Annotated in this window: 22 protein-coding genes; 9 read left to right on the top strand and 13 right to left on the bottom strand. The window is 72.6% G+C overall.

Going from position 1 to position 23,206, the window contains the following annotated elements; genetic code table 11:
* Positions 1-5: 5 nt before the first annotated feature.
* From ACFXMG_RS09135 to ACFXMG_RS09120, 4 genes are all read left to right on the top strand, one after another.
* A complete protein-coding gene (locus ACFXMG_RS09135; protein WP_383823350.1) occupies positions 6-800 on the top strand; it encodes a thiazole synthase in 795 nt (264 codons plus the stop codon).
* Between the two features lie 110 nt (positions 801-910).
* On the top strand, positions 911-2,833 hold the full coding sequence (gene pknB / locus ACFXMG_RS09130; RefSeq protein WP_383823347.1) for a Stk1 family PASTA domain-containing Ser/Thr kinase: 1,923 nt from the start codon (positions 911-913) through the stop codon (positions 2,831-2,833).
* 5 nt (positions 2,834-2,838) lie between these two features.
* A complete protein-coding gene (locus ACFXMG_RS09125) occupies positions 2,839-3,687 on the top strand; it encodes a deoxyribonuclease IV (RefSeq protein WP_383823344.1) in 849 nt (282 codons plus the stop codon).
* Positions 3,688-3,770: 83 nt separating this feature from the next.
* A complete protein-coding gene (locus tag ACFXMG_RS09120) occupies positions 3,771-4,331 on the top strand; it encodes a DUF4396 domain-containing protein (protein WP_383823341.1) in 561 nt (186 codons plus the stop codon).
* 33 nt (positions 4,332-4,364) lie between these two features.
* Here the strand turns inward: ACFXMG_RS09120 and ACFXMG_RS09115 are convergent, their stop codons facing one another.
* The gene (locus ACFXMG_RS09115; RefSeq protein WP_383823338.1) at positions 4,365-5,009 is read right to left on the bottom strand and encodes a sulfite oxidase-like oxidoreductase; all 645 of its coding nucleotides are present in this window, start codon (positions 5,007-5,009) and stop codon (positions 4,365-4,367) included.
* 181 nt (positions 5,010-5,190) lie between these two features.
* Between ACFXMG_RS09115 and bfr the strand changes: the two genes are divergently transcribed.
* The gene (gene bfr, locus ACFXMG_RS09110) at positions 5,191-5,667 is read left to right on the top strand and encodes a bacterioferritin (RefSeq protein ID WP_030314454.1); all 477 of its coding nucleotides are present in this window, start codon (positions 5,191-5,193) and stop codon (positions 5,665-5,667) included.
* Between the two features lie 19 nt (positions 5,668-5,686).
* Here the strand turns inward: bfr and ACFXMG_RS09105 are convergent, their stop codons facing one another.
* Together ACFXMG_RS09105 and ACFXMG_RS09100 are read right to left on the bottom strand one after the other, a co-directional pair.
* Positions 5,687-5,947, bottom strand: coding sequence for a bacterioferritin-associated ferredoxin (locus ACFXMG_RS09105; protein WP_383823336.1), 261 nt, complete (start codon positions 5,945-5,947; stop codon positions 5,687-5,689).
* 148 nt (positions 5,948-6,095) lie between these two features.
* Complete coding sequence (locus ACFXMG_RS09100) at positions 6,096-7,448, bottom strand: class II 3-deoxy-7-phosphoheptulonate synthase (protein ID WP_383823334.1); 1,353 nt, start codon at positions 7,446-7,448, stop codon at positions 6,096-6,098.
* Between the two features lie 184 nt (positions 7,449-7,632).
* Here ACFXMG_RS09100 and ACFXMG_RS09095 point away from each other — a divergent pair, with 184 nt between their 5' ends.
* Together ACFXMG_RS09095 and ACFXMG_RS09090 are read left to right on the top strand one after the other, a co-directional pair.
* Entirely contained in the window at positions 7,633-10,476 is a 2,844-nt protein-coding gene (locus ACFXMG_RS09095; protein ID WP_383823331.1) for an N-acetylmuramoyl-L-alanine amidase, read from the top strand.
* A gap of 249 nt (positions 10,477-10,725) precedes the next feature.
* Positions 10,726-12,603, top strand: coding sequence for an anthranilate synthase family protein (locus tag ACFXMG_RS09090; protein ID WP_383823328.1), 1,878 nt, complete (start codon positions 10,726-10,728; stop codon positions 12,601-12,603).
* Positions 12,604-12,637: 34 nt separating this feature from the next.
* On the opposite strand, the gene ACFXMG_RS09085 is transcribed toward ACFXMG_RS09090, so the two are convergent.
* From ACFXMG_RS09085 to ACFXMG_RS09070, 4 genes are all read right to left on the bottom strand, one after another.
* Positions 12,638-13,639: a 2-hydroxyacid dehydrogenase gene (locus ACFXMG_RS09085; protein WP_383823325.1), complete on the bottom strand. Its 1,002-nt coding sequence runs from the start codon at positions 13,637-13,639 to the stop codon at positions 12,638-12,640.
* 93 nt (positions 13,640-13,732) lie between these two features.
* Positions 13,733-14,380 (bottom strand): response regulator, encoded by a 648-nt coding sequence (locus ACFXMG_RS09080; protein ID WP_383823379.1) that lies wholly within the window; start codon positions 14,378-14,380, stop codon positions 13,733-13,735.
* A gap of 44 nt (positions 14,381-14,424) precedes the next feature.
* A complete protein-coding gene (gene macS / locus ACFXMG_RS09075) occupies positions 14,425-15,654 on the bottom strand; it encodes a MacS family sensor histidine kinase (protein WP_383823323.1) in 1,230 nt (409 codons plus the stop codon).
* A 36-nt stretch (positions 15,655-15,690) separates the two neighbouring features.
* Positions 15,691-16,422 (bottom strand): 1-acyl-sn-glycerol-3-phosphate acyltransferase, encoded by a 732-nt coding sequence (locus ACFXMG_RS09070; RefSeq protein ID WP_189945126.1) that lies wholly within the window; start codon positions 16,420-16,422, stop codon positions 15,691-15,693.
* Between the two features lie 190 nt (positions 16,423-16,612).
* On the opposite strand from ACFXMG_RS09070, the gene ACFXMG_RS09065 reads away from it, so the two are divergent.
* On the top strand, positions 16,613-17,395 hold the full coding sequence (locus ACFXMG_RS09065; protein ID WP_383823320.1) for an alpha/beta hydrolase: 783 nt from the start codon (positions 16,613-16,615) through the stop codon (positions 17,393-17,395).
* Positions 17,388-18,095: a hypothetical protein gene (locus ACFXMG_RS09060; protein ID WP_383823317.1), complete on the top strand. Its 708-nt coding sequence runs from the start codon at positions 17,388-17,390 to the stop codon at positions 18,093-18,095. The genes ACFXMG_RS09065 and ACFXMG_RS09060 overlap by 8 nt, the downstream gene beginning before the upstream one ends.
* A gap of 30 nt (positions 18,096-18,125) precedes the next feature.
* Here ACFXMG_RS09060 and ACFXMG_RS09055 read toward each other — a convergent pair whose 3' ends face one another.
* The 6 genes from ACFXMG_RS09055 to ACFXMG_RS09030 all read right to left on the bottom strand — a co-directional run bounded on the left by ACFXMG_RS09055 (position 18,126) and on the right by ACFXMG_RS09030 (position 23,133).
* Positions 18,126-18,881 (bottom strand): endonuclease/exonuclease/phosphatase family protein, encoded by a 756-nt coding sequence (locus tag ACFXMG_RS09055; RefSeq protein ID WP_383823315.1) that lies wholly within the window; start codon positions 18,879-18,881, stop codon positions 18,126-18,128.
* Positions 18,882-18,965: 84 nt separating this feature from the next.
* Positions 18,966-19,907, bottom strand: coding sequence for an ROK family glucokinase (locus ACFXMG_RS09050; RefSeq protein WP_383823312.1), 942 nt, complete (start codon positions 19,905-19,907; stop codon positions 18,966-18,968).
* 66 nt (positions 19,908-19,973) lie between these two features.
* Entirely contained in the window at positions 19,974-20,501 is a 528-nt protein-coding gene (locus tag ACFXMG_RS09045) for a DUF5304 domain-containing protein (RefSeq protein WP_383823309.1), read from the bottom strand.
* A 54-nt stretch (positions 20,502-20,555) separates the two neighbouring features.
* On the bottom strand, positions 20,556-21,734 hold the full coding sequence (locus ACFXMG_RS09040) for an ArsA family ATPase (RefSeq protein ID WP_383823307.1): 1,179 nt from the start codon (positions 21,732-21,734) through the stop codon (positions 20,556-20,558).
* A 60-nt stretch (positions 21,735-21,794) separates the two neighbouring features.
* A complete protein-coding gene (locus ACFXMG_RS09035) occupies positions 21,795-22,235 on the bottom strand; it encodes an SRPBCC family protein (protein ID WP_383823305.1) in 441 nt (146 codons plus the stop codon).
* A gap of 91 nt (positions 22,236-22,326) precedes the next feature.
* Positions 22,327-23,133: a metallophosphoesterase gene (locus ACFXMG_RS09030; RefSeq protein ID WP_383823304.1), complete on the bottom strand. Its 807-nt coding sequence runs from the start codon at positions 23,131-23,133 to the stop codon at positions 22,327-22,329.
* Positions 23,134-23,206: the final 73 nt, after the last annotated feature.

Raw genomic sequence — 23,206 nt, 5'->3', positions numbered from 1 at the left:
GCGCGATGTCCGACGACACCTTCGTCCTCGGCGGTACGGAGTTCTCCTCCCGTCTCATCATGGGCACCGGCGGCGCCCCCAGCCTGGACGTCCTGGAGCGCTCCCTGGTGGCGAGCGGCACCGAGCTCACCACGGTCGCCATGCGCCGCCTGGACCCCACCGTGCAGGGCTCGGTCCTCTCCGTCCTGGACCGGCTCGGCATCCGCGTGCTGCCGAACACGGCGGGCTGCTACACGGCGGGCGAGGCCGTCCTGACCGCCCGGCTCGCCCGGGAGGCGCTGGGCACCGACTGGATCAAGCTGGAGGTGGTCGCCGACGAGCGGACCCTCCTGCCGGACGGGGTCGAGCTCCTGGACGCCGCCGAGACCCTGGTCGACGACGGCTTCACCGTCCTCCCGTACACCAACGACGACCCGGTCCTGGCCCGGAAGCTGGAGGACGTCGGCTGCGCGGCGATCATGCCGCTCGGCTCCCCCATCGGCTCCGGTCTCGGCATCCGCAACCCGCACAACTTCGAGCTGATCGTGGAGCGGGCCGGCGTCCCGGTGATCCTGGACGCCGGGGCGGGCACCGCCTCGGACGCGGCACTCGCGATGGAACTGGGCTGCGCGGCGGTGATGCTCGCCTCGGCGGTGACCCGCGCGCAGGAGCCGGTCCTGATGGCCTCGGCGATGCGCCACGCGGTCGAGGCGGGCCGGCTGGCCCACCGCGCGGGCCGCATCCCGCGCCGCCACTTCGCGGAGGCGTCCTCCCCCACCGAGGGCCGCGCCCGGCTGGACCCGGAACGCCCCGCCTTCTGACCCGGCGCCACCGTCCCCCCGCCCCCCTGGGGGCGGGGTACGTCACAAGCGTGCTGCGGTCGGGGCCCGTGGGGCGGGGGGTGTCCGTACCGGCTCGTAGACTCGACGCCGTGGACACGACCCTTCACGACCCCCTCGTCGGGCGGCTGCTCGACGGCCGCTACCGCGTCGACGCGCGCATCGCCGTCGGCGGGATGGCCACGGTCTACCGGGCCGTCGACACCCGCCTCGACCGCGTCCTCGCGCTCAAGGTGATGCACCCGGCCCTGGCGGCGGACGCCGTCTTCGTCGAGCGGTTCATCCGCGAGGCGAAGTCCGTGGCCCGCCTCGCGCACCCGAACGTCGTCGCCGTCTTCGACCAGGGCGCCGAGGGCGCGTACGTCTACCTGGCGATGGAGTACGTCTCCGGCTGCACCCTGCGCGACGTGCTCCGCGAGCGCGGCGCCCTCCAGCCCCGCGCCGCCCTGGACATCCTGGAGCCGGTGCTCGCCGCGCTCGGCGCCGCGCACCGGGCCGGGTTCGTCCACCGGGACATGAAGCCGGAGAACGTGCTGATAGGGGACGACGGGCGGGTCAAGGTCGCCGACTTCGGCCTCGTCCGGTCCGTCGGCTCGGCGACCGCCACCACCGGCGCGGTCCTCGGCACCGTCTCGTACCTCGCCCCCGAGCAGATCGAGCACGGCACCGCCGACACCCGGGCGGACGTGTACGCCTGCGGGGTCGTCCTGTACGAGATGCTGACGGGCGGCAAGCCGCACGCGGGCGACACCCCCGCCCAGGTCCTCTACCAGCACCTGAACACCGACGTGCCGGCCCCGTCCGCCGCCGTCCCCGGGCTGCCGCTTGAGCTGGACGAGCTGGTCGCCGCCGCGACCGCCCGCAACCCCGAGGTCCGCCCGCACGACGCCGTGGAGCTCCTCGCCCTGCTCCGCGAGGCGCGCGCCCCGCTCACCGACGGCCAGCTGGACGCGCTGCCGCCGCGCGCGCGGACCGAGCAGCGGGACACCGGCGAGGACCGCACCAGCGTGATCGCCCGCCCGGTGCCCCCGGCGGAGACCACCGACCCGCACGCCGTGCAGCACACCAGCCGCCTCGCGACCCCCGAGGCCCCGCCGGCCGCCCGCCCGCGCCGCGCCCGCCGTCCGGCACCGCGCGGCCCGCTCCTGCTCGTCCTCGGCGTCCTGCTCGCGCTCGGCGTCGGCGCCGGCGTCTGGTACATCAACGCCGGCCAGTTCACCCGCGTCCCCGCCGTCCTCGGCCAGACCGAGCAGGCGGCCACTCAGCGGCTCACCGACGCCGGGCTTGAGCTGGGCACGACGAAGCGCGCCTTCAGCGACGTGTACGAGCGCGGCACGGTGATGGGCGTCGACCCGGCACCCGGCGAGCGGGTCCGCAGCCACGTCACCGTCACCCTCACCCTCTCCCGGGGCCCGGAGATCGTGAAGGTCCCCAACCTGAAGAACAAGCCGCTGGACGAGGCCAAACGGATCCTGACGGAGCAGGGCCTCGCCCCCGGCGTGGTCTCCACCGCCTTCGACGCCTCCGTCGCCCAGGGCGCGGTCATCAGCACCGACCCGGAGCCGGGCACCGAGCGGGCCCCGGACTCGGCCGTCGCGCTGCTGGTCAGCAAGGGCGCCCCGGTCGACGTCCCGGACGTGACCGGCGAGACCGTCGCCGACGCCACCGCCACCCTCCAGGAGGCCGGCCTCAAGGTCTCCGTCGCGCCGGAGCGGGTGCACTCCCCCGAGGACGCCGGATCCGTCGCCGCCCAGTCCCTCGCCGAGGGCAGCCGGGCCGCGAAGGGCGACGCGGTCACCCTGACGGTGTCGAAGGGGCCGCGCCAGATCGAGGTCCCGGACGTCGTCGGCATGACGACCGACGAGGCCGTCGAGGAGCTGGAGGCCGCGGGCTTCGAGGCGAAGGTGGAGAAGTCCTTCCCCTTCCTCGGGGACGAGGTCACGGGCCAGTCCGTCGAGGGCGGCGGGACCGCCCCGGAGGGCTCCACCGTCGCCATCACCATCAAGGGAATCTGAGAACCATGCGCAACCCCGTCGGCGGCCACGTCCCCGTGGCCGGCGGTCTCGCCACCACCGGCCTCGGCTACGCCCGCGAGCTGGGCGCCGAGACCGTCCAGGTCTTCGTCGCCAACCCGCGCGGCTGGGCCACCCCGACCGGCAACCCCGCCCAGGACGAGCGGTTCCGGGAGGAGTGCGCCGCCGAGTCGATCTCGGCCTGGGTGCACGCCCCGTACCTGATCAACTTCGGCTCCCACACGGAAGCCACCGTCGAGAAGTCGGTGGAGTCGCTGCGCCACTCGCTGCGGCGCGGCCGGGAGATCGGCGCGCAGGGCGTCGTCGTCCACACCGGCTCGGCGACCGGCGGCCGCCCCCGCGAGGAGGCCCTGGCGCAGGTGCGGGAGCGGATGCTGCCGCTGCTCGACGAGCTGACCCACGAGGACGACCCGTACCTGCTCCTGGAGTCCACGGCGGGCCAGGGCTTCTCGCTCTGCTCCAAGGCGGAGGACTTCGGCCCGTACTTCGACGCGCTCGACCACCACCCCAAGCTGGGGATCTGCCTGGACACCTGCCACATCTTCGCGGCCGGCCACGACCTGGCGGAGCCGGGCGGGGCGGTACGGACCCTGGACGAGCTGGTCGCCACGGTCGGCGAGGGCCGGCTGCGGCTGATCCACGCCAACGACTCGAAGGACGTCGTCGGCGCGCACAAGGACCGGCACGCCAACATCGGCGTCGGCCACATCGGCCAGGAGCCCTTCCGGCAGCTCCTGCGCCACCCGGCCACCGAGGGCGTCCCGCTGATCATCGAGACCCCCGGCGGCAAGGAGGGGCACGTCGCCGACATCGAGCTGCTGAAGAAGCTGCGGTGAGGAAACCGCGTTGAGGAATACCCCATGGGGGTATACGGTTCCTGTGTAGGCAGGAACCGCTACCCGAGGTTGGGGGCACCCTCATGGAGCACGAAGCGCACGACCACCACACAGGCCACGCCGACCACACCAGCCACGCCGGTCACGCCGGTCACGCGGAGCACGCTGGTCACACCAGCCACACCGACCACGCCGGCCACGCCGGCGGGGCGTCCTGGAGCATGGCGGCGAAGGCCACCCTCCACTGCCTCACCGGCTGCGCCATCGGCGAGGTCCTCGGCATGATCATCGGTACGGCACTCGGCTGGGGCAACGCGCAGACCATGGTCCTCGCGATCGCGCTGGCGTTCTTCTTCGGCTACGCGCTCACGCTGCGCGGCGTCCTCGCCGCCGGCCTGGACCTCAAGGCCGCCATCAAGGTCGCGCTCGCCGCCGACACCCTCTCGATCGCCGTCATGGAGATCGTCGACAACGGCGTGCTGCTGCTCGTCCCGGGCGCCATGGACGCCCACCTGGACGCGCCGTTCTTCTGGGGCGCGCTCGCCTTCGCCTTCCTCGTCGCCTTCGTGGTCACCACACCGGTGAACAAGTGGCTGATCGGACGCGGCAAGGGCCACGCGGTGGTGCACCAGTACCACCACTGAGAGAGCCGTACGGAACGACGGGCCCGGGGCGTACTACAGCTCCGGGCCGTCGCCCGGTTCCTCCTGGTACGAGTAGCGCTGCTCGTTCCACGGGTCGCCGAGGTTGTGGTAGCCGCGCTCCTCCCAGAAGCCCCGGCGGTCGGCCGTCATGTACTCCACGCCCCGGACCCACTTCGGGCCCTTCCAGGCGTACAGGTGCGGCACGACGAGGCGCAGCGGGAAGCCGTGCTCGGCGGTGAGCAGCTCGCCGTCCTTGTGGGTGGCGAAGATCGTGCCCTCGGCGGCGAAGTCCGCGAGCCGCATGTTGGCGCTGTAGCCGTACTCGGCCCAGACCATCACGTGCGTGACATGCGGCGCGGGCGGCGCGAGCTCCAGGATCGTACGGGCGGCAACCCCGCCCCATTCGGCTCCGAGCATGCTGAATTTGGTGACGCAGTGCAGATCGGCCACGACCGTGGAGAACGGCAGGGCCGAGAACTCCTCGTGGTCCCAGCAGCGCTTGTCGCCGTCGGCGGTCGCGCCGAAGACGCGGAACTCCCAGCGCTCCGGTTTGAACTTGGGCACGGGGCCGTAATGGGTGACCGGCCAGCCGCGCTGGAGCCGCTGCCCCGGCGGGAGCTCGGGCGAAATCTCCGGCGTCCCCACTTCCCGGTGTACTCCGCTCTCCGGCTGACCCATGTCCTCCATGGTGACAGACGGCGAGGGGTGGTCATGACCAGCCACCCACCCGGACGCAGCCATTCGGGCAAGTCCTACTAAGCCTGCACTTACTGGACGCCCCCCATTCGGAGTGCGAGGATGCGGCCATCCTGCCCCGTGACGGGGTGGATACACCCCGTGATGGAAGGAACCTGGAGCGATGCAGGGCGACCCCGAGGTCCTGGAGTTTCTGAACGAGCAGCTGACCGGCGAGCTGACGGCCATCAACCAGTACTGGCTGCACTACCGCATCCAGGACAACAAGGGCTGGACGAAGCTCGCGAAGTACACCCGCGAAGAGTCCATCGACGAGATGAAGCACGCGGACAAGCTGACCGAGCGCATCCTGATGCTCGACGGCCTGCCCAACTACCAGCGGCTGTTCCACGTGCGCGTCGGCCAGACCCTCACCGAGATGTTCCAGGCGGACCGCCAGGTCGAGGTGGAGGCGATCGACCGCCTCAAGCGCGGCATCGAGGTCATGCGCGCCAAGGGCGACATCACCTCGGCCAACCTCTTCGAGGAGATCCTCGCGGACGAGGAGCACCACATCGACTACCTGGACACGCAGCTGGAGCTGATCGAGTCGCTGGGCGAGGCGCTCTACATCTCGACGCTCATCGAGCAGCCGAGCTAGCGGCCGGGCGGCAGCCGGGCTAGGCGGCCTCGGGAAGGTCGACGACCTCCGCGTCGGAGACCTCGGCCGAGAGGGCGGGGACGCCCTGGTCCAGCAGCTCGCGGCGCGGGCAGTTGCCCCGCCCGAGCAGCGCCTGGATACGGCGCACGCACGAACCGCAGTCCGTGCCCGCCTTGCAGGCGGAGGCGATCTGGCGGGGCGTGCAGGCGCCGGCCTCCGCGTGCTCCTTGACCTGCTTCTCCGTGACACCGAAGCATGAGCAGACGTACACGCGGTTCACCTCCCGCCGAGATCGATTAGGTTTACCTAACCTTACCCGGCAGCCGGGGAGCGTAAAAGCCTTCGATACGACGATGGGGCGCGGATCACAAGGATCCGCGCCCCTGGGGGCACCTCCCAGCGGCAGCGCTGGGGGAGTATCTATCTACTTACTGATCGCGGTACATCTCGGCCACGAGGAACGCGAGGTCGAGCGACTGGCTCCGGTTGAGGCGCGGGTCGCAGGCCGTCTCGTAGCGCTGGTGCAGGTCGTCGACGAAGATCTCGTCGCCGCCGCCCACGCACTCGGTGACGTCGTCACCGGTGAGCTCGACGTGGATGCCGCCCGGGTGGGTGCCCAGCGCCTTGTGGACCTCGAAGAAGCCCTTGACCTCGTCGAGCACGTCGTCGAAGCGGCGGGTCTTGTGGCCCGAGGCCGCCTCGAAGGTGTTGCCGTGCATCGGGTCGGTCACCCAGGCGACGGTGGCGCCCGAGGCTGTGACCTTCTCGACCAGCTCCGGGAGCTTGTCCCGGACCTTGTCGGCGCCCATGCGGACGATGAAGGTCAGCCGGCCCGGCTCGCGCTCCGGGTCGAGGCGCTCGATGTACGTCAGCGCCTCCTCCGGCGTGGTCGTCGGGCCCAGCTTGATGCCGATCGGGTTCGCGATCTGCGCGGCGAACTCGATGTGGGCGTGGTCCAGCTGGCGGGTGCGCTCACCGATCCAGACCATGTGGCCGGAGGTGTCGTACAGCTTGCCGGTGCGCGAGTCGGTACGGGTCAGGGCGCCCTCGTAGTCGAGCAGCAGCGCCTCGTGGGAGGCGTAGAACTCGACGGCCTTGAACTCGGCCGGGTCGGTGCCGCACGCCTTCATGAAGTTCAGCGCGTTGTCGATCTCGCGGGCGAGCTGCTCGTAGCGCTGGCCCGACGGGGACGACTTCACGAAGTCCTGGTTCCAGGCGTGCACCTGGCGCAGGTCGGCGTAGCCACCGGTGGTGAAGGCGCGGACCAGGTTGAGCGTGGAGGCGGAGGCGTTGTACATCCGCTTGAGGCGCTCGGGGTCCGGGACGCGGGCCTTCTCGTTGAAGTCGAAGCCGTTGACGGAGTCGCCCCGGTAGGTGGGGAGCGTCACCCCGTCACGGGTCTCGGTGCCCTTGGAGCGGGGCTTGGAGTACTGCCCGGCGATGCGGCCGACCTTGACGACGGGCACGGAGGCGGCGTACGTCAGGACGGCGCTCATCTGGAGCAGGGTCTTCAGCTTGGCCCGGATGTGGTCCGCCGACACCGCGTCGAAAGCCTCGGCACAGTCGCCGCCCTGGAGCAGGAACGCCTCGCCACGGGCGACGGCTCCCATCCGGGCGCGCAGCTGGTCGCACTCGCCGGCGAAGACGAGCGGAGGATACGACTCGAGGTCCGCGATCACATCGCGCAGAGCCTCGGCATCGGGGTACTCGGGCTGCTGCGCCGCGGGCAGGTCTCGCCAGGTCGCCTTGGCGACGGCGTGGGATTCAGCGTTCACGGTCACGCGGACAACACTACGGGGTTCTTCGTCCTGTCCTGTCCCGTGCCCAGTGACTGAGACGCGCGCCCGTTATGTCCGTGGGCGATCTTCACGCCATCGAGTGATGTTACCCTCACCCGCGTTTAGCAAACGAGCAAACCTGCCTGCACAGGCATACACATACATAGCTGACGACACAGGGGTGGGCGTGACCCAGAGGCACCGCAGGGATCGCAAGAAGAAACGACTCTTGTACGGAGCGGCCGCCGCGGTCGTCGCGACCGCCACGATCGGGACCCTCGCGGTCGCCTCGCCGGGCCTCCTCGGCACGGCCGACGACGCGAAGCCCGCCGACGCGTCCACCCTCCAGGAGCAGTTCGCGGCGGCGGCGCAGGAGTTCGACGTACCGCAGAGCGTCCTGATGGCGGTCTCGTACCGCCAGACGCGCTGGGAGTCGCACGACGGGCAGCCGAGCGTCACCGGTGACTACAACGTCATGGGTCTGACGAAGGTCGACCCGGAGGACCTCGAGGACTCGGAAGAGCACATCGAGCACCTCGTCAACGGTACCGGCGACCCGTCGATCGACAAGAAGATCGACAAGAAGAAGATGCTGGCGCCGCTGCCGAAGCAGGACGTCGACACCGACGACCCGAAGCTGCACACCCTGGACAAGGCCGCCGAGCTGATCGACAGCCCGACGGACACCGTCCAGAACGACCCCAACGCCTCCATCCGGGCCGGCGCGGCACTGCTCGCCGAGTACCAGAAGCAGGCGGGCGCCGAGCTGTCGCGGGAGCCGGGCGACTGGTACCCCGCCGTGGCGCGCTACAGCCAGTCCTCGGACCGCAAGGGTGCCGACCAGTTCGCCAAGCGCGTCTTCGAGTCGATCAAGACGGGCGAGGCGGAGATCACCGCGGACGGCGAGCAGGTCGTCCTGCCGGCCGACCCGGCGGTCGAACCGGTCAAGCCGTCGAACGTGCCGCTCGCCGCGACGTCCGCAGCCACCACGGCCACGACGCCCGAGTGCCCGTCCGGTCTGGCCTGCTCGTACAACTCGGCCGCGTACGTCCAGAACAAGGGCAACTTCAACATCGCGAGCCGCGTGCCGTACGGCCAGGGCGGCTTCGACATCCGGCAGATCGTGATCCACGACGTCGAGGGAACCCTCGCCGGAGCCGTGGCCACCTTCAAGGACCCGGAGCGGTGGGCCAGCGCCCACTACATCGTGGACGCCACCGGCAAGGTCACGCAGATGGTCGAGACCAAGAACGAGGCGTTCCACGCCGGCAACAAGACCCTCAACATGCACTCGATCGGCATCGAGCACGAGGGCTACGCCATCAAGGGCGGCAGCAACTGGTACAAGGAGTCGCAGTACGACACCACCGCGGAGCTGGTGAAGTACCTGGCGACCAAGTACAAGGTCCCGCTGACCCGTGAGCACATCATCGGCCACGACGAGATCCCGGGCGTGGCCGATCCCCTCGCCTCGGGCGTCCACTGGGATCCGGGTCCGTTCTGGGACTGGAACCGCTTCATGACCAAGATCGGCTCCCCGATCGGCTCCGACGGCGCCGGCGGTCTGCTCCAGACCGGTCAGACGGTCCGCGTGGTCCCGCCGTTCACCTCGGCGAACCAGCCCCCGCTGACGTACACGGAGAAGGGCAGCGACGGCGTCGTGAGGCGGAAGACCGCCCCCGCGCAGCCGACGAACTTCGGGTACCTCTACACGCAGCCGAGCACCTCGTCCGCCACCGTCAAGGACCCCTACATCTCCGGGGCCGTGTGGAACAGCGGCGACAACTGGGGCAACAAGGTCGTCGCCGGCGGCCAGTACGTCGTCGCGGGCACCGCGACCAACTGGACCGCCATCTGGTACGGCGGCCAGAAGGCGTGGTTCCACAACCCCGGCGGGCAGTACACGTCCCTGGTGAACACCGCGAAGACCGTGGTGAAGCCGGCCGGCACGGCGGCGGTCAAGGTCTACGGCCGCGCCTACCCCGCCCGCGCGGACTACGCGGGCACGGGCGTCCCGATCCAGGACGACAGCGCGGGCCGCTTCAAGAACGAGGACCCGCTGACCAAGTACACGATCCCGGCGGGCCAGGCGTACATCGCCGCGGGCGCCGAGGTCGCGGGCGACTACTACTACAGCGCCTACAACAAGGACGGGATCCGCGTCCACGGGACGACGCGGTTCATCCCGATCCACTACAACCACCGCATCGCGTGGGTGCAGTCCAAGGACGTCAAGGTGGTCAACGCCACCGCGCCCGTCACCACCAGCAACCGCAACAACATCATCGCCCGTGACGCCGCCGGTGTGCTCTGGCAGTACCAGGGGACCGGCAGTGGGGGGGCCGCGCCGTTCCTGACGAAGTACCGGGTCGGGCCGGGGTGGCAGGTGTACAACACGGTCTCGCCGATGACGACGCTCCGTGCCGACGGCGCGGGTGACCTCGTCGCGCGGGACAAGGAGGGGGTGCTCTGGTACTACAAGGGCACCGGCAACCCCTCCGTCCCGTTCAAGACGCGGCTGAGGGTCGGCGCCGGCTGGAACGTCTACGACAAGATCCTCGGCGTCGGCGACATGAACGGCGACGGCCGGGCGGACCTGATCGCCCGCGACAGGACCGGCGTGCTCTGGCTGTACAGGAACACCGGCGCCACCCCGAACCCCTTCGCGACCCGGGTCCGCGTCGGCGGCGGCTGGCACGTCTACAACGAGCTGATCAGCACCGGCGACATGAACGCCGACGGCAAGCCCGACCTGATCGCCCGCGACAAGACCGGCTACCTGTGGATGTACCGGAACACCGGCGCCTCCCCGAACCCGTACGCCGCGCGCGCCAAGGTCGGCGGCGGCTGGGGCACCTACGACCTCATGGTCGGCCCCGGTGACCTGGACCGGGACGGCAAGCCGGACCTGATCGCCCGCGACAGGACCGGCGTCCTGTGGTCGTACAAGAACAGCAGCGGCTACCCGAACCCGTACGCCGCGCGCGTCCGCGTCGGCGGCGGCTGGGGGGTCTACAACCTGATCGTCTGATCGGGTGAGCGTCCCGTCCGGGGCCTGTTCCGCGCCGTCCACGGTGCGGAACGGGCCCCGCCCGCGTCGCCGGCTGGGTTACAGTGCTCGCATGTACGCGACTCCCGACCAGAACTGGTGGTGGACCGTCCCTCCGGCGGCCTGCTGATCACGCGTACCGAAGACCACGCGAAGGCCGCCCGAGGGGCGGCCTTTCTCGTACCCGCGAGGCCGTTCCTCTCCGTACTCGACCGGAAGGAACCCACTCCCATGGACTTCGACCTCTCCCGTCTCCTCGACGACTCCGCACCGCCCTTCGCCCTGCTCCGCCGCCGCACCCCCGGCCGTGACCACGACACCGTCGAGGTCCTGATCGGCGCCGTCCACGAGGCCGAGCGGCTCGCCGAACTGCCGGTCGGCGAGCGGCCGTCGCTCGCGCTGGTGCCGTTCCGTCAGATCCGGGAGCGCGGCTTCGACGTGCGCGACGACGGGACGCCGCTGTCGGTGCTCGTCGCCGAGGAGACGTACGAACTCCCGCTCGGCGAGGCGCTGGACGCGCTGCCCGCGCACCCCGTCGCCGTGACCGGCGGAGGCTTCGACGTCTCCGACGAGGAGTACGCCGCCACCGTGCGGCGCGTGATCGAGGAGGAGATCGGCGCCGGCGAGGGCGCCAACTTCGTCATCCGGAGGACGTACACCGGCGAGATCCCCGGCTTCGGGCGGGCCGACGCGCTGGCCCTCTTCCGGCGGCTGCTCAGGGCCGAGCGGGGCGCGTACTGGACCTTCGTCGTGCACACCGGGGAGCGGGTCCTGGTCGGCGCCAGCCCCGAGGTGCACGTGCGGATGGCGGGCGGCACCGTCGTCATGAACCCGATCAGCGGCACGTACCGCTACCCGGACGGGGAGGCGCCGACCCCCGAGGGGCTGCTCACCTTCCTCGCCGACCGCAAGGAGACCGAGGAGCTCTCCATGGTGGTCGACGAGGAGCTGAAGATGATGTGCACGGTCGGGGACATGGGCGGCGTGGTGATCGGACCCCGGCTGAAGGAGATGGCCCATCTCGCCCACACCGAGTACGAGTTGCGCGGGCGGTCCTCGCTGGACGTGCGGGAGGTGCTGCGGGAGACCATGTTCGCCGCGACCGTGACGGGCTCGCCGGTCCAGAACGCCTGCCGGGTGATCGAACGTCACGAGGCGGGCGGGCGCGGCTACTACGCGGGCGCGCTCGCGCTGCTCGGCACGGACGAGGTCGGGGCGCAGACGCTGGACTCCCCCATCCTCATCCGTACCGCCGACATCGCGGCCGACGGACGCCTCCGGGTGGGGGTGGGGGCGACCCTGGTGCGCCACTCGGACCCGGCGGGCGAGGTCGCGGAGACCCACGCGAAGGCGGCGGGCGTGCTGGCGGCGCTCGGGGTGCGGGAGGGGCGCCCGGCGGCGGAGGACGCGCCGGCGCGGCCGCGGCTGGCGGACGATCCGCGGGTGCGGGCCGCGCTGGACGCCCGGCGGGCGGACCTGGCGCCGTTCTGGCTGCGGATGCAGATGGGGTCGGCGGAGCTGACGGGCCACGCGCTGGTCGTCGACGGGGAGGACACCTTCACGGCGATGCTGGCGCACCTGCTGCGCTCCTCGGGCCTGGAGGTGTCGGTGCTGCGCTACGACGAGCCGGGGCTGCGGGAGCTGGCGCTCGCCCACGAGGGCCCGGTGGTGCTGGGCCCCGGGCCCGGCGACCCGTCGGACGCGGCGGACCCGAAGATGCGGTTCCTGCGCGGGCTCGCCGCCGAGCTGCTGCGCGGGCACCGGTACGGCCTGCTGGGGGTGTGCCTGGGCCATGAGCTGATCGCCGCCGAGCTGGGCCTGGACATCGTCCGCAAGCGCACCCCCTTCCAGGGCGCCCAGGTCCGCATCGACCTGTTCGGCCAGGAGCGCGTCGTCGGCTTCTACAACAGCTTCACGGCGCGCTGCGACGAGCGGGAGGCGACGGAGCTGGCGCTGCACCGGATCGAGGTGAGCCGGGACGCGGAGACGGGCGAGGTGCACGCGCTGCGCGGGCCGGGCTTCGCGGGCGTCCAGTTCCACCCGGAGTCGGTGCTGACGCTGGAGGGCGCGGCGGTGACGGCCTCGCTGCTGGCCGGGGTCCTGGTCTAGCGGTCAGGAGGAGGCGGCCCCGGAAGAAAGGGCCTCAGGAGGACAGACGCGGGACCAGGACGTTCTCGCCGCGCTTGCCGGCGGTGTAGTCGAGGACGTTCTGGACCGTGGTGTCGATGATCTGGCCGACCGCGTCGACGGTGTAGTACGCCTGGTGGCTCGTCACGACCACGTTCGGGAAGGTCACCAGGCGGGCCAGGGTGTCGTCCTCGACGCCGGCGAGGGACTTGTCGAGGAAGAAGAGGCCGGCCTCCGCCTCGTAGACGTCGAGGCCGACGCCGGCGAAGCGGCCGGCGCGCAGTTCGGTGACGAGGGCCTCGGTGTCGACGAGCCCGCCGCGGCTGGAGTTGACCAGGATCGCGTCGTCCTTCATGGACGCGAGCGCTGCGGCGTCGATGATGTGGTGGGTGGCGGGCAGCAGCGGCACGTGGAGGCTGACGAGGTCGGACTCGGCGAGGAGCCGGTCCTTGTCGACGTACTCCATGCCGAGTGCGGCGCAGGCGGGGTTCTCGGCGACGTCCCAGCCGAGGAGCCGCATGCCGAAGCCGTGGGCGATCCGGGCGAACGCCTCGCCGATCTTGCCGGTGCCGAGGACGCCCGCGGTACGGCCCCGCATGTCGCGGCCCATCAGCCCGTCGAGGCGGAAGTCGAAGTCGCGGGTGCGGTTGGAGGCGCGGACGATCCGCCGGTTGACCGCCATCGCGAGGGTCCAGGCGAACTCGGCGACGGAGTAGGGCGAGTAGTACGAGACCCGGGCGACGGTGAGGCCGAGGCGCTCGGCGACCTCCAGGTCGATGTTGTTGAAGCCGGTGGAGCGCTGGGCGATCATCTGGGTCCCGCCGGCCGCCAGGGTCTGGAGGACCCGGTGGTCGAGGCTGGCGTTGACGCTGGTGGAGATGACCTCGTAGCCGGCCGCGATGGGCGCGGTGTCCTCGGTGAGGAAGACGTCGAGGCAGCGGACGTCGTGGTGGCCCGCGAACGCCTTCTCGATCATCGGCTTCTCGTCCGCCTGCACGCCGAATGCCAGGATCTCCACGACGACCGTCCCCTCGGTGCGATTGGGGCGTTTTCGCCCGTACCACCGCGAATATACGGCCCTGTCCGGCCCCGCGCCCGGTGCCCCGGCCGGTCAGCCCTCGTCGAGGCCGCGCTCGATCGCGTACCGGACGAGCTCGACGCGGTTGTGCAGCTGGAGCTTGCCCAGGGTGTTCTGGACGTGGTTCTGCACGGTGCGGTGCGAGATGACCAGCCGCTCGGCGATCTGCTTGTAGCTCAGGCCCTTGGCGACGAGCCGCAGGACCTCGGTCTCACGGTCGGTCAGGCGCGGCGCCTCGGGCTCCCCGGCGCCGCCGGAGGGGGCGGGCTCGGAGGCGAGGCGGCGGTACTCGCCGAGGACCAGGCCGGCCAGGCCCGGGGTGAAGACGGGGTCGCCCGCGGCGGTGCGGCGGACCGCGTCGGTCAGCTCCTCGGTGCTGGCCGACTTCAGCAGGTAGCCGGTGGCGCCGGACTTCACGGCCTCCAGGACGTCGGCGTGCTCGCCGCTCGCCGAGAGGACCAGGACCCGCAGCCCGGGCAGCGTCCCGACCAGCTCCTTGCAGACCTGGACGCCCGGCTTGGCCGGCAGGTTCAGGTCCAGGACGAGGACGTCGGGGGCGGCGGCCGGGGCCCGGCGGACGGCCTGCTCGCCGTCGCCCGCGGTGGCGACCACGTCGAAGCCCGATTCGGCCAGGTCGCGGGCGACGGCGTCCCGCCACATCGGGTGGTCGTCGACGACCATCACCTTGATGGGCCGCCCCTGCTCCGCCCCGCTGTGTGCCTCGTTCACTTCTCTCCTGCCTTCCCCCGTGCGCCCCGCGCCGGTCGCGGGACCTTCAGTTCGACTTCGGTGCCCTGGCCGGGGACCGAGATCAGCTCGGCCGTGCCGCCCAGGTCGCGCAGGCGCCCCCGGATGGAGAGCGCGACGCCCATCCGGCCCTCGCCCTCCGCCTCGGCGAGGCGGCCCTCCGGGATGCCGGGCCCGTCGTCCCTGACGGTGACGATGACCTCGTCGTCCCAGTCCTCGACCAGGATCCACGCGCGCGCGTCCGCGCCCGCGTGCACCCGCACATTGTCCAGGGCGGCGCCGACGGCGGACGCCAGCTCGCGCGCGGCGGCGGAGGGCAGCGGCACGGGCACGCCGGGGTCGGAGAGGGTGACCTTGGCGCCGGCCCGCGGGGCGAGCAGGGTGCGCAGGTCGACCGGGGTGTCGTCGGCGGGCTCGTCGTCGACCTCGACGACCCGGACGACCGCCCCCTCGGACTCGTCCTCGGAGACATGACTGGTACGGGTGAGACCGCCGGCCACCAGGGTCCGCAGGGCGACCTCCTGCTCGCCCGCCATCCGGCCCAGCTCGGCGGCCTCCCCGCCGAGGGCGGTGCCGCGCCGCTGCACCATGGCGAGGACCTGGAGGACGCTGTCGTGGATGTCGCGGGCGAGCCGCTCGCGCTCGCGGGTGGCGGCCTCGATCTCCAGGGCACGCGCGAGGGTGCGCTCGGAGGCGCGGGCGACCTCGACGACGTATCCGATGGCGATGGAGGCCACCCAGACCAGGACCACGTTGTGGACGGTGTCCCGGCTGGGGTGGGCGCGCTCGATGATGTTGGCGACGGCGACGAGGGAGGAGGCGAGGCCCGCCCAGCGCCAGCCGCCCTTGATGGCGAAGGCGAGGACCGAGCCGGCCGTCCATATGGACGGCAGCGTGGGGCCGTCCACGGACTGGGCGTGGGCGTCGGCGAGCGGGGTGAGGAGGATGCCGGTGAGGGCGAGGGTGAGGTCGGCGGCGAGGAAGCGCTTGGTGCAGCTGGCCGCGTTCGCCACCCTGGGGAGGGTGGCGAGGGTCCAGACGCACAGCACCGCCAGGTAGGCGACGCCGATCCAGGGCCGCTCGTAGCGGTCCCGGCCGGTGGCGAAGATCAGCACCGCGTAGACCATCGTCAGGACGCGGTATCCGGTCAGCGCCCGCCACAACGGCTGCTCGACCGACATGCGCACGACACGCTCGCGCTTGGCCATCTCCCCACCCCCACCGGCGCGCCCCTGTCGGGAGCGTCAGGCGCCGGACTCTTCCCGTGCGGCGATCTCGGCCTTCACGGCCTCCTTGGCGGCCTTCTCGGCCTCCGCGATCTGCCGCTTGGCGGCGGTCGCGTAGATGTCGACGTACTCCTGCCCGGAGAGCTTCATGATCTCGTACATGACCTCGTCGGTCACCGAGCGCAGGATGAAGCGGTCGCCGTCCATGCCGTGGTAGCGGGAGAAGTCCAGCGGCTTGCCGATCCGGATCCCCGGGCGCATCAGCTTCGGGACGACCTTGCCGGGCGGCTGGATCTTCTCGGTGTCGATCATGGCGACGGGGATCACCGGGGCGCCGGTGGCCAGCGCCACCCGGGCGAGCCCGCCGGGCTTGCCGCGGTAGAGACGCCCGTCGGGCGAGCGGGTGCCCTCGGGGTAGATGCCGAAGAGGCCGCCGCCCTCGATGACCTCGATGCCGGCCTTGATCGCCGCCTCGCCGGCGCCGCGGGCGCCCGAGCGGTCGACCGGGAGCTGGCCGACGCCCTTGAAGAAGGCGGCGGTCAGCCGGCCCTTCAGACCGGGCGTGGTGAAGTACTCCGCCTTGGCGATGAAGGTGACCTTGCGGTCCAGGACCGCGGGCAGGAAGAAGGAGTCCGAGAAGGACAGGTGGTTGCTGGCAAGGATCGCGGGCCCCTCGGCGGGCACGTTCTCCAGGCCCTCCACCCAGGGCCGGAAGGCGAGCTTCAGGGACCCGCCGATGGAGAACTTCATTGCGCCGTAGATCAACTCGCCAAGCCTTCCGTGTGCCGTCGCCCCGACTTTATCCCGTACCCGCGCGCCGCCCCCGCTGCGGCCCTGGTCGGTGTCGGTCCGGTCGCGTACCGTGAAGGTCCTTCCCCCATCGACGTACGACTCCGGCGCCCCCGACGCGCCTGAGCCGCAAACCGAACAGGAGACCCCGGTGCCGGTCCTTCCCGGAGCCGAGCCGTACCGCCATGAGGGCGGAGAGGTCGGCGTCCTTCTCTGTCACGGATTCACCGGTTCCCCGCAGTCGATGCGCCCGTGGGCCGAGTACCTCGCGGGCCGCGGTCTGACGGTGTCGGTGCCGCTGCTGCCCGGGCACGGCACGCGCTGGCAGGACATGCAGCTCACCACCTGGCACGACTGGTACGCGGAGGTGGACCGGGCGCTGCGCGAGCTGACCGCCCGCTGCTCCACCGTCTTCGTCTTCGGCCTCTCCATGGGCGGGGCGCTGACCCTGCGGCTCGCCGCGAAGCACGGCGACGCGGTCAGGGGCGTCGTGCTCGTCAACCCGGGCAACAAGGTGCACGGCCTCGCCGCGCACGCCCTGCCGGTCGTGCGGCACCTCGTCCCGACGACGAAGGGCGTCTCCAACGACATCGCGAAGGAGGGCGTGACCGAGGTCGGGTACGACCGGGTCCCGCTGCACGCGGCGCACTCGCTGCGCCGGTTCTTCCGGCTGCTCGACGGCGAGCTGCCGCAGGTCACGCAGCCGCTCCTGCTGCTGCACAGCCCCCAGGACCACGTGGTGCCGCCCGTCGACTCGGCCCGCGTGCTGAGCCGGGTGTCCTCCACGGACGTCCGGGAGATCCTCCTGGAACAGAGCTACCACGTGGCGACGTTGGACCATGACGCGGAGAGGATCTTCGAGGAGAGTCTGGCGTTCGTCGAGCGTCTCGCCCCGGGACTCGTGGGCGGGAAGGGGAGCAGGAGCGGTGACTGACCAGCAGGACGGCGGCGAGCGGGAGCCGCAGCCCATCGACGAGGAGGCGGCGTGGGCCGCGATCGTCGCGGGGTACGGCGAGGAGCCCGCGGACCCTCCGGGGGCGCGGCCCTACCGGCCGATCGAGAACCTGAGGCTGCCGGAGCCGGAGGAGCTGGAGGCCCGCGAGGCCCGGGCCGCCTCGGGCAGTGACGTGCCGAAGCCGGACAAGCCGAAGCCGGAGCAGCGGAAGCCGGAGCAGCCGAAGCGGGAGCAGCCGACGCCGGCGGCGCCGTCGCCGCTGGTGCCGGAGCCGGAGCCGGGTCCCGACTCGGGCGACGAGGAGGACGGGAAGCCGGCCCTCGGCAGCTCGATCACCTTCGCGCCCGGGGTGCGCCCGAGCGGCGGCCCGCGCGACTACAGCCTGGCGGAGCCGGAGGAGGGCGCCGGGGGCGTCTCGGAGGAGGGGCACTTCGTGCCGCCGGAGCCGCCGCCGCTGCCGGAGGCGGACACCACCACCAAGTTCGCGTGGCTCGGGGTGGTCGGCGGGCCGGTCCTGATGCTGCTCGCGGTCATGCTCCAGTGGGACATGACCTGGTGGCTCACGACCCTGTGCGTGGGCGGCTTCCTGGGCGGTTTCGTGACCCTGGTGGCCCGGATGAAGGGCGACGACGAGGACGACGACGGCTACGACGACCCGGGCCGCGGCGCGGTGGTCTGACAGCCCCTCGGCCGGACCTCGGGCGCGCGCTCAGGCGGGCGCCCGGAGCCTGACCGCCGCCAGCACCGGCAGGTGATCGGTGGCGGCGGTCAGGTCGGCGTGGTCCAGGTGGGTGGGGACGCCGCAGCCGAGGAACTCGACGCCGTCCGTCGCGAGGATCGCGTCGATGCGCCGGCGCGGCTCGGCCGGGGGGTAGGTGTGCTCGGCTCCCCGGGGCCTGGCCTCCCAGCCGTCCCGGAGCGTCCCCGTGAGCCGGGTGTGCGCCGGGCCGCCGGCCGGCTCGTTGAGGTCGCCGGCGACGATCGTGTACGGGGTCCCCAGCGCGGCGACCCGGTCGAGGACCAGCCCTGCCTGGGCGTACCGCTCGTCCTTCCGCAGGCTCAGGTGGCAGCTGATCAGGCCCAGCCGGGCGGCCCCGAAGCGGACGACGGCGGTGGCGAGGCCGCGCCGGTGCAGTCCGGGGGTGAGCGGCAGCAGGACGTCCTCGGTCCGCTCGACGGTGGCGCGCAGCGAGCAGAGCAGCAGCGGTCCCGCGGCGGTGGCCCCGCCGGAGAGGACGACCAGTTCGCTCTTGGCGGCCAGCCGGGCCGCGTGCTTGCGCCAGCGGAAGAAGCGCGGGGCCTCCTGGACGAGGACGACGTCGGGGGCGCAGGCCCGGATCACCCGGGCGAGGGCGTCCTCGTCGTCGCGCATCGAGCGGATGTTGTAGCTGAGGATCCGTACCACGGCCGAGCCGTCGGGCTCGGTACGGGAGGCGGGCAGCGCGCCGGTCGCGTCGAGGGCCATGGGCCCACGATAGGGCGGATGCCCGCCCCGCCCCCGGGGGGCGCGACGGGCATCGACCGGATACGACGGGCCCGGGGGCCGGGGTCAGCCCTGGCGGGCCAGGTCCGCGGCGCCGACGAGGCCGGCCTTGTTGCCGAGCTGGGCGGCGAGCACCTGGGCGTGCGGGCGGTGGCTGCCGCCGATCAGCCAGCGCCGGAAGGACTTCCGGATCGGGTCGAGGACGAGCTCGCCCTCGTCCGAGACGCCGCCGCCGACGATGAAGGCGGAGGGGTCGAAGAGCGAGGCGAGGTCGGCGAGTCCGGCGCCGGCCCAGCGGGCCAGCTCGCGGAAGGAGTCGATGGCGACCGCGTCGCCCGCGCGGGCGGCCTCGCTGACGTGCTTGCCCTGGATGCCCTCGGGGGTGCCGTCGCCGAGCCCCAGGAGGACCCCGGCGTGCTCGGGGGTGGCGGCGGCGCGCTGCCGGGCGTACCGGACGAGGGCGCGGCCGGAGGCGTACTGCTCCCAGCAGCCCTGGCTGCCGCAGCCGCAGAGCAGGCCGTCCGGGACGACCCGGATGTGGCCGAACTCGGCGGCGACGCCGAAGCGTCCGCGGCGCAGCTTGTTGCCGATGATGATGCCGCCGCCGAGGCCGGTGCCGAGGGTGATGCAGATGACGTCCTCGTGGCCCTGGCCGGCGCCGAAGCGGTACTCGCCCCAGGCCGCGGCGTTGGCGTCGTTCTCCACGACGACGGGCAGGCCGACGCGCTGTTCGACCTTGTCCTTCAGCGGCTCGTGCCGCCAGTCGATGTTCGGCGCGAAGAGGACGGTGGCCCGCTTGTCGTCGACGTAGCCGGCGGCGCCGATGCCGACGGCCTCGATCTGGTGGCCCTTGCCCGCCTCGGAGACGGCGGCGCAGATGGCGTCGACGATGCCTTCGGGGGTCGGCGGGGTGGGCACCGTGTGCGTCCCGAGGATGCTGCCCTCCTCGTCGACCACGCCGGCCGCGATCTTGGTGCCGCCGATGTCGACGCCGATGGTGAGTCCCATGAGTCCCTCAGTTTTCGGTCGAGCCCCGCTAGGGCCCACCGTACCCGAGGGGAGGCGCCGTACTGATCAGTCCAGGTCGATGGGACGGCCCGTGGTGGGCCCGTCCTCGCCGTCCCGGCGGTCGTCCGGACGGTCCTCGCCGACGTCCCCGGCGTCGCCGTCCGGCGCGCGACCGGTGTCGGCGGTGCGGCGGGGGTCGTCCTCGGAGAGGCCGGGGCCGCGGGTCCAGCGGGTCTCGTGGCCCTCGACGGCCGAGCGGTAGGCGGCGAGGAGTTCGCTCCCGGCGGCGGCGAGGTGGTCGAAGACCTGCGGGTTGCGCTCGATGACCGGCTCGACGGCGGCCTTCGCCTGGTTGACGAGTCCCATGACCGTCTCGGCGGCCTGGGCGGCCGCTCCGGCGGCACCGTGCCCGCCGAACAGCGGGGCCGCGGCGCCGAGTCCGCCGCCGAGCTTCTCGGTGACGGCCTCGAAGAGCTTGCGGAACTCCTCGGCGGGCGAGCCGGGTTCCGCCCCGTGCCGCGCACGGCGGCGGGCCTTCTCCGCCTCCAGGTCCTCGGCACACGCGTCGGCCCAGGGGTCCGGATCGCTGCTCATGGCGTACTCCTCCGTCGCTTCCCTGCCTTCGACGGTACACGCCCGGGGCGGTGGTCAGGAGGGCTTGGGCCACAGTCCCGGGTCGGGGGCGAAGCGGATCGCGAGGTCGCCGTCGACGAGCCCGGCGCCGGTGACGGTGCAGCGGCGCAGGGCGGGCGGGAGGGGCAGGGTGCGGCGGAAGGGGCCGGCGCCGAGGAGCAGCTCGTCGCCCCTGCGGACGAGCGAGAGGTCCTGCTTGACGGCGCCGGGCAGCGGCAGGTGCCAGACGAGGACGCCGTCCTCCGCGCGCCGGTCCTCGACGGTCGGCGCGGGTGCGGCGGCGGGCGGCGGGCCGGGCCGGGCGGCGGCGAGCAGGGCGAGGTCCTCGGGGCCGCGCGGGTCGCGGCCGAGGTGCGGCAGCTCGTGCAGGAGGTCCCCGGCGTCGGCGCGGAGGGTCTCCAGGTGCCGGTGCTGCTGGGCGGTGAGGGCGGCGAGCCAGGGGTCCTCGGAGGCTGCGGGCAGGAGCCGGTTGACGACGACGGCGTCGAGGGCGAGGCCCTGGACGGCGAGGCCGAGGCGGGCGTCGCGGAGGGTGGCGGCGGCGGCCGGGCCGGGTTCGAGGACGAGGCGGACGGTGGTGTCCGGGGCCTCGACGACCGCCTGGACGGCGGCGAGCTCGCGCTCCCAGCGGGCGGTGGTCTCGTACAGCCACTGGGCGGGCATGGGGACGCCGGCGAGCTGGGCGAGCATCGGGCGCAGCGCGCGGGCGGCCTGCCGCTCGGGCGGCAGGAGGCGGCGGAGGTAGCGGCGGAGCTGCTCGGGGAGGGCGAGGACGGTCAGCGCCTCGCGGAGCGGCGGGAGGTCGACGACGGCGAGGTCGTGGTCGCCGGCGGCGGCCTCGCGCACCGCCCGGAGCAGGGCGAACTGGCGGCTGCCGGGGAGTTCGGTGAGTTCGGCGTCCTCGAACGGCGCGGCCCCGAGGAGGTCGAGGACGGTCCCGGAGCGGGCCTGGAGGGCGAGGAACTCGCGCCGGAAGTCCCCGGCGGGGTCGGGCCGCAGGACGGTGAGCGTGCCGGGTCCGGCGGCGCGGGCGGCGTCCTCGGCGGGCCCGGCTTCCTCTGATCCCCCCGCCGGGTCCGTGTCGCCGGGGACGAGGAGGACGCGGTGGCCCGCGTGGGCCTCGGCGAGGGCGGTCGCGGTGGCGACCGTGGTGCGCCCGGCGCCGCCGGCTCCGGTGACGAGGATGATCCGCATGCGGGTGACGCTATCGCGGGCCCGCCGGGGGCCGGGGGCCGGTCTCCCGGTGCCCGGGGCTCAGACCTGGGACTCCACGCGCTTCTTCAGGCCGGCGAGGGCGCGGTCGATGATGACCTTCTCGGCCTTGCGCTTGATCATGCCGAGCATGGGGATCTTGACGTCGACGGTGAGCTGGTAGGTGACCTGGGTGCGGTCGCCGGCGAGCGGGGTGAGCCGGTAGGAGCCGTCGAGGGAGCGGAGCATCTGGGACTTCACCAGGGTCCAGCTGACCTCGTCGGAGCCGGTCCAGGTGTACGCGAGGGTGTGGTCGTCCTTGATGGCGCCGGCGTCGAGAACGAGCCGGACCTTCTCGGCGCGGCCGGTGTCGTCGGTCGCGAGGACCTCGGCCTGGGTGACCTCGCCGGTCCAGTCGGGGTAGCGGGCGAAGTCGGCGATCACACCCATGACGTCGGCCGGCGCCGCCTCGATGGTGATGCTCGAGCTGGTGTGTTCGGCCATCGCGGTGGCTCCTCCACTGTGCGGTCCGGCGGAAGTCAAGCGGCACGGACACGTGCCGGGGGAAGGCTATCGCGCCCCCGTGCCGGCCCCGTCACCACTCCAGGGCGAAGGGGCGGCCGGTCGCGGCGAAGTGCCCGACGTTCACGCACTCGGTGGCGCCGATCCGCATCCGGCGGGCCAGCGGCTGGTGGACGTGGCCGAAGAGGGAGTAGCGGGGGCGGGTGCGGTGGAGGGCGTCGAGGAGGGCGCGGCTGCCGCGCTCGAAGCGGCGGGCGACGGTGTCGTAGGTGAGCTCGGGGACGTCCGGCGGGATGTGGGAGCAGAGGACGTCGACCTCGCCGAGGGCCTCGACCTTGGCGGCGTACTCCTCGTCCGGGATCTCGTACGGGATGGGGGTCCCCCCTGCTCGAACGGAGTTGAGAGCTCGGGGGAGCATGGGGGTACGCAGGCCGCCGCCGACGAAGCCGAAGACGAGGCCGCCGAGCTCGATCCGCTGTCCGTCGAGGACGGTGGTGCCGGGACCGGCGTACTCGGACCAGAGGGTGGGGATGTCGACGTTGCCGTAGGTGGCGTACGTGGGGGTGGGGAGGGCGGCGAAGAGTTCGGCGTACTGGCGGCGGACGGCGGACTCGATGGCGGTCTCGCGGTCGACGGCGAGTCCGGCCCAGAGGCTGCGGCCCAGGTCACGGGCCTCGTCGAAGCGGCGGGCGGTGCGCAGCTCGACGAGCCGGTCGGCGTTCGCCACGCCGAAGAGGTCGGGGAAGATGCCCCGGCTGTGGTCGGCGTAGTCGAGGAAGAGGACCAGGTCGCCGAGGCATATGAGGGCGTCGGCACCGTCCCCCGCCCGGGCGAGGGCGTCGGTGTTGCCGTGCACGTCGCTGACCACGTGGACTCGCATGTGCCCCACCTTAGGCCGTCGGACCTGCGGTTACTTGGGAGTCGGGAAAGCTGTGGATTACTGTGCGGAGAGT

This window comes from Streptomyces sp. NPDC059201, assembly GCF_042754585.1.
Taxonomy (GTDB): Bacteria; Actinomycetota; Actinomycetes; order Streptomycetales; family Streptomycetaceae; genus Streptomyces.
The sequence above is the reverse complement of the archived record's forward strand: the minus strand, read 5'-3'. Positions and strand labels throughout refer to the sequence as shown.

What these genes read in the sequence shown, in the direction of transcription:
- ACFXMG_RS09125 (WP_383823344.1), top strand. Translation starts at nt 2,839, where the DNA reads ATGCGCAACCCCGTCGGCGGCCACGTCCCCGTGGCCGGCGGTCTCGCC.
- ACFXMG_RS09040 (WP_383823307.1), bottom strand. Translation starts at nt 21,734, where the DNA reads ATGCGGATCATCCTCGTCACCGGAGCCGGCGGCGCCGGGCGCACCACG.
- ACFXMG_RS09090 (WP_383823328.1), top strand. Translation starts at nt 10,726, where the DNA reads ATGGACTTCGACCTCTCCCGTCTCCTCGACGACTCCGCACCGCCCTTC.
- ACFXMG_RS09050 (WP_383823312.1), bottom strand. Translation starts at nt 19,907, where the DNA reads ATGGGACTCACCATCGGCGTCGACATCGGCGGCACCAAGATCGCGGCC.
- bfr (WP_030314454.1), top strand. Translation starts at nt 5,191, where the DNA reads ATGCAGGGCGACCCCGAGGTCCTGGAGTTTCTGAACGAGCAGCTGACC.
- ACFXMG_RS09070 (WP_189945126.1), bottom strand. Translation starts at nt 16,422, where the DNA reads ATGAAGTTCTCCATCGGCGGGTCCCTGAAGCTCGCCTTCCGGCCCTGG.
- ACFXMG_RS09035 (WP_383823305.1), bottom strand. Translation starts at nt 22,235, where the DNA reads ATGGCCGAACACACCAGCTCGAGCATCACCATCGAGGCGGCGCCGGCC.
- ACFXMG_RS09045 (WP_383823309.1), bottom strand. Translation starts at nt 20,501, where the DNA reads ATGAGCAGCGATCCGGACCCCTGGGCCGACGCGTGTGCCGAGGACCTG.
- ACFXMG_RS09055 (WP_383823315.1), bottom strand. Translation starts at nt 18,881, where the DNA reads ATGGCCCTCGACGCGACCGGCGCGCTGCCCGCCTCCCGTACCGAGCCC.
- ACFXMG_RS09120 (WP_383823341.1), top strand. Translation starts at nt 3,771, where the DNA reads ATGGAGCACGAAGCGCACGACCACCACACAGGCCACGCCGACCACACC.
- ACFXMG_RS09030 (WP_383823304.1), bottom strand. Translation starts at nt 23,133, where the DNA reads ATGCGAGTCCACGTGGTCAGCGACGTGCACGGCAACACCGACGCCCTC.
- ACFXMG_RS09080 (WP_383823379.1), bottom strand. Translation starts at nt 14,380, where the DNA reads ATGGTCGTCGACGACCACCCGATGTGGCGGGACGCCGTCGCCCGCGAC.
- ACFXMG_RS09115 (WP_383823338.1), bottom strand. Translation starts at nt 5,009, where the DNA reads ATGGGTCAGCCGGAGAGCGGAGTACACCGGGAAGTGGGGACGCCGGAG.
- ACFXMG_RS09135 (WP_383823350.1), top strand. Translation starts at nt 6, where the DNA reads ATGTCCGACGACACCTTCGTCCTCGGCGGTACGGAGTTCTCCTCCCGT.
- macS (WP_383823323.1), bottom strand. Translation starts at nt 15,654, where the DNA reads ATGGCCAAGCGCGAGCGTGTCGTGCGCATGTCGGTCGAGCAGCCGTTG.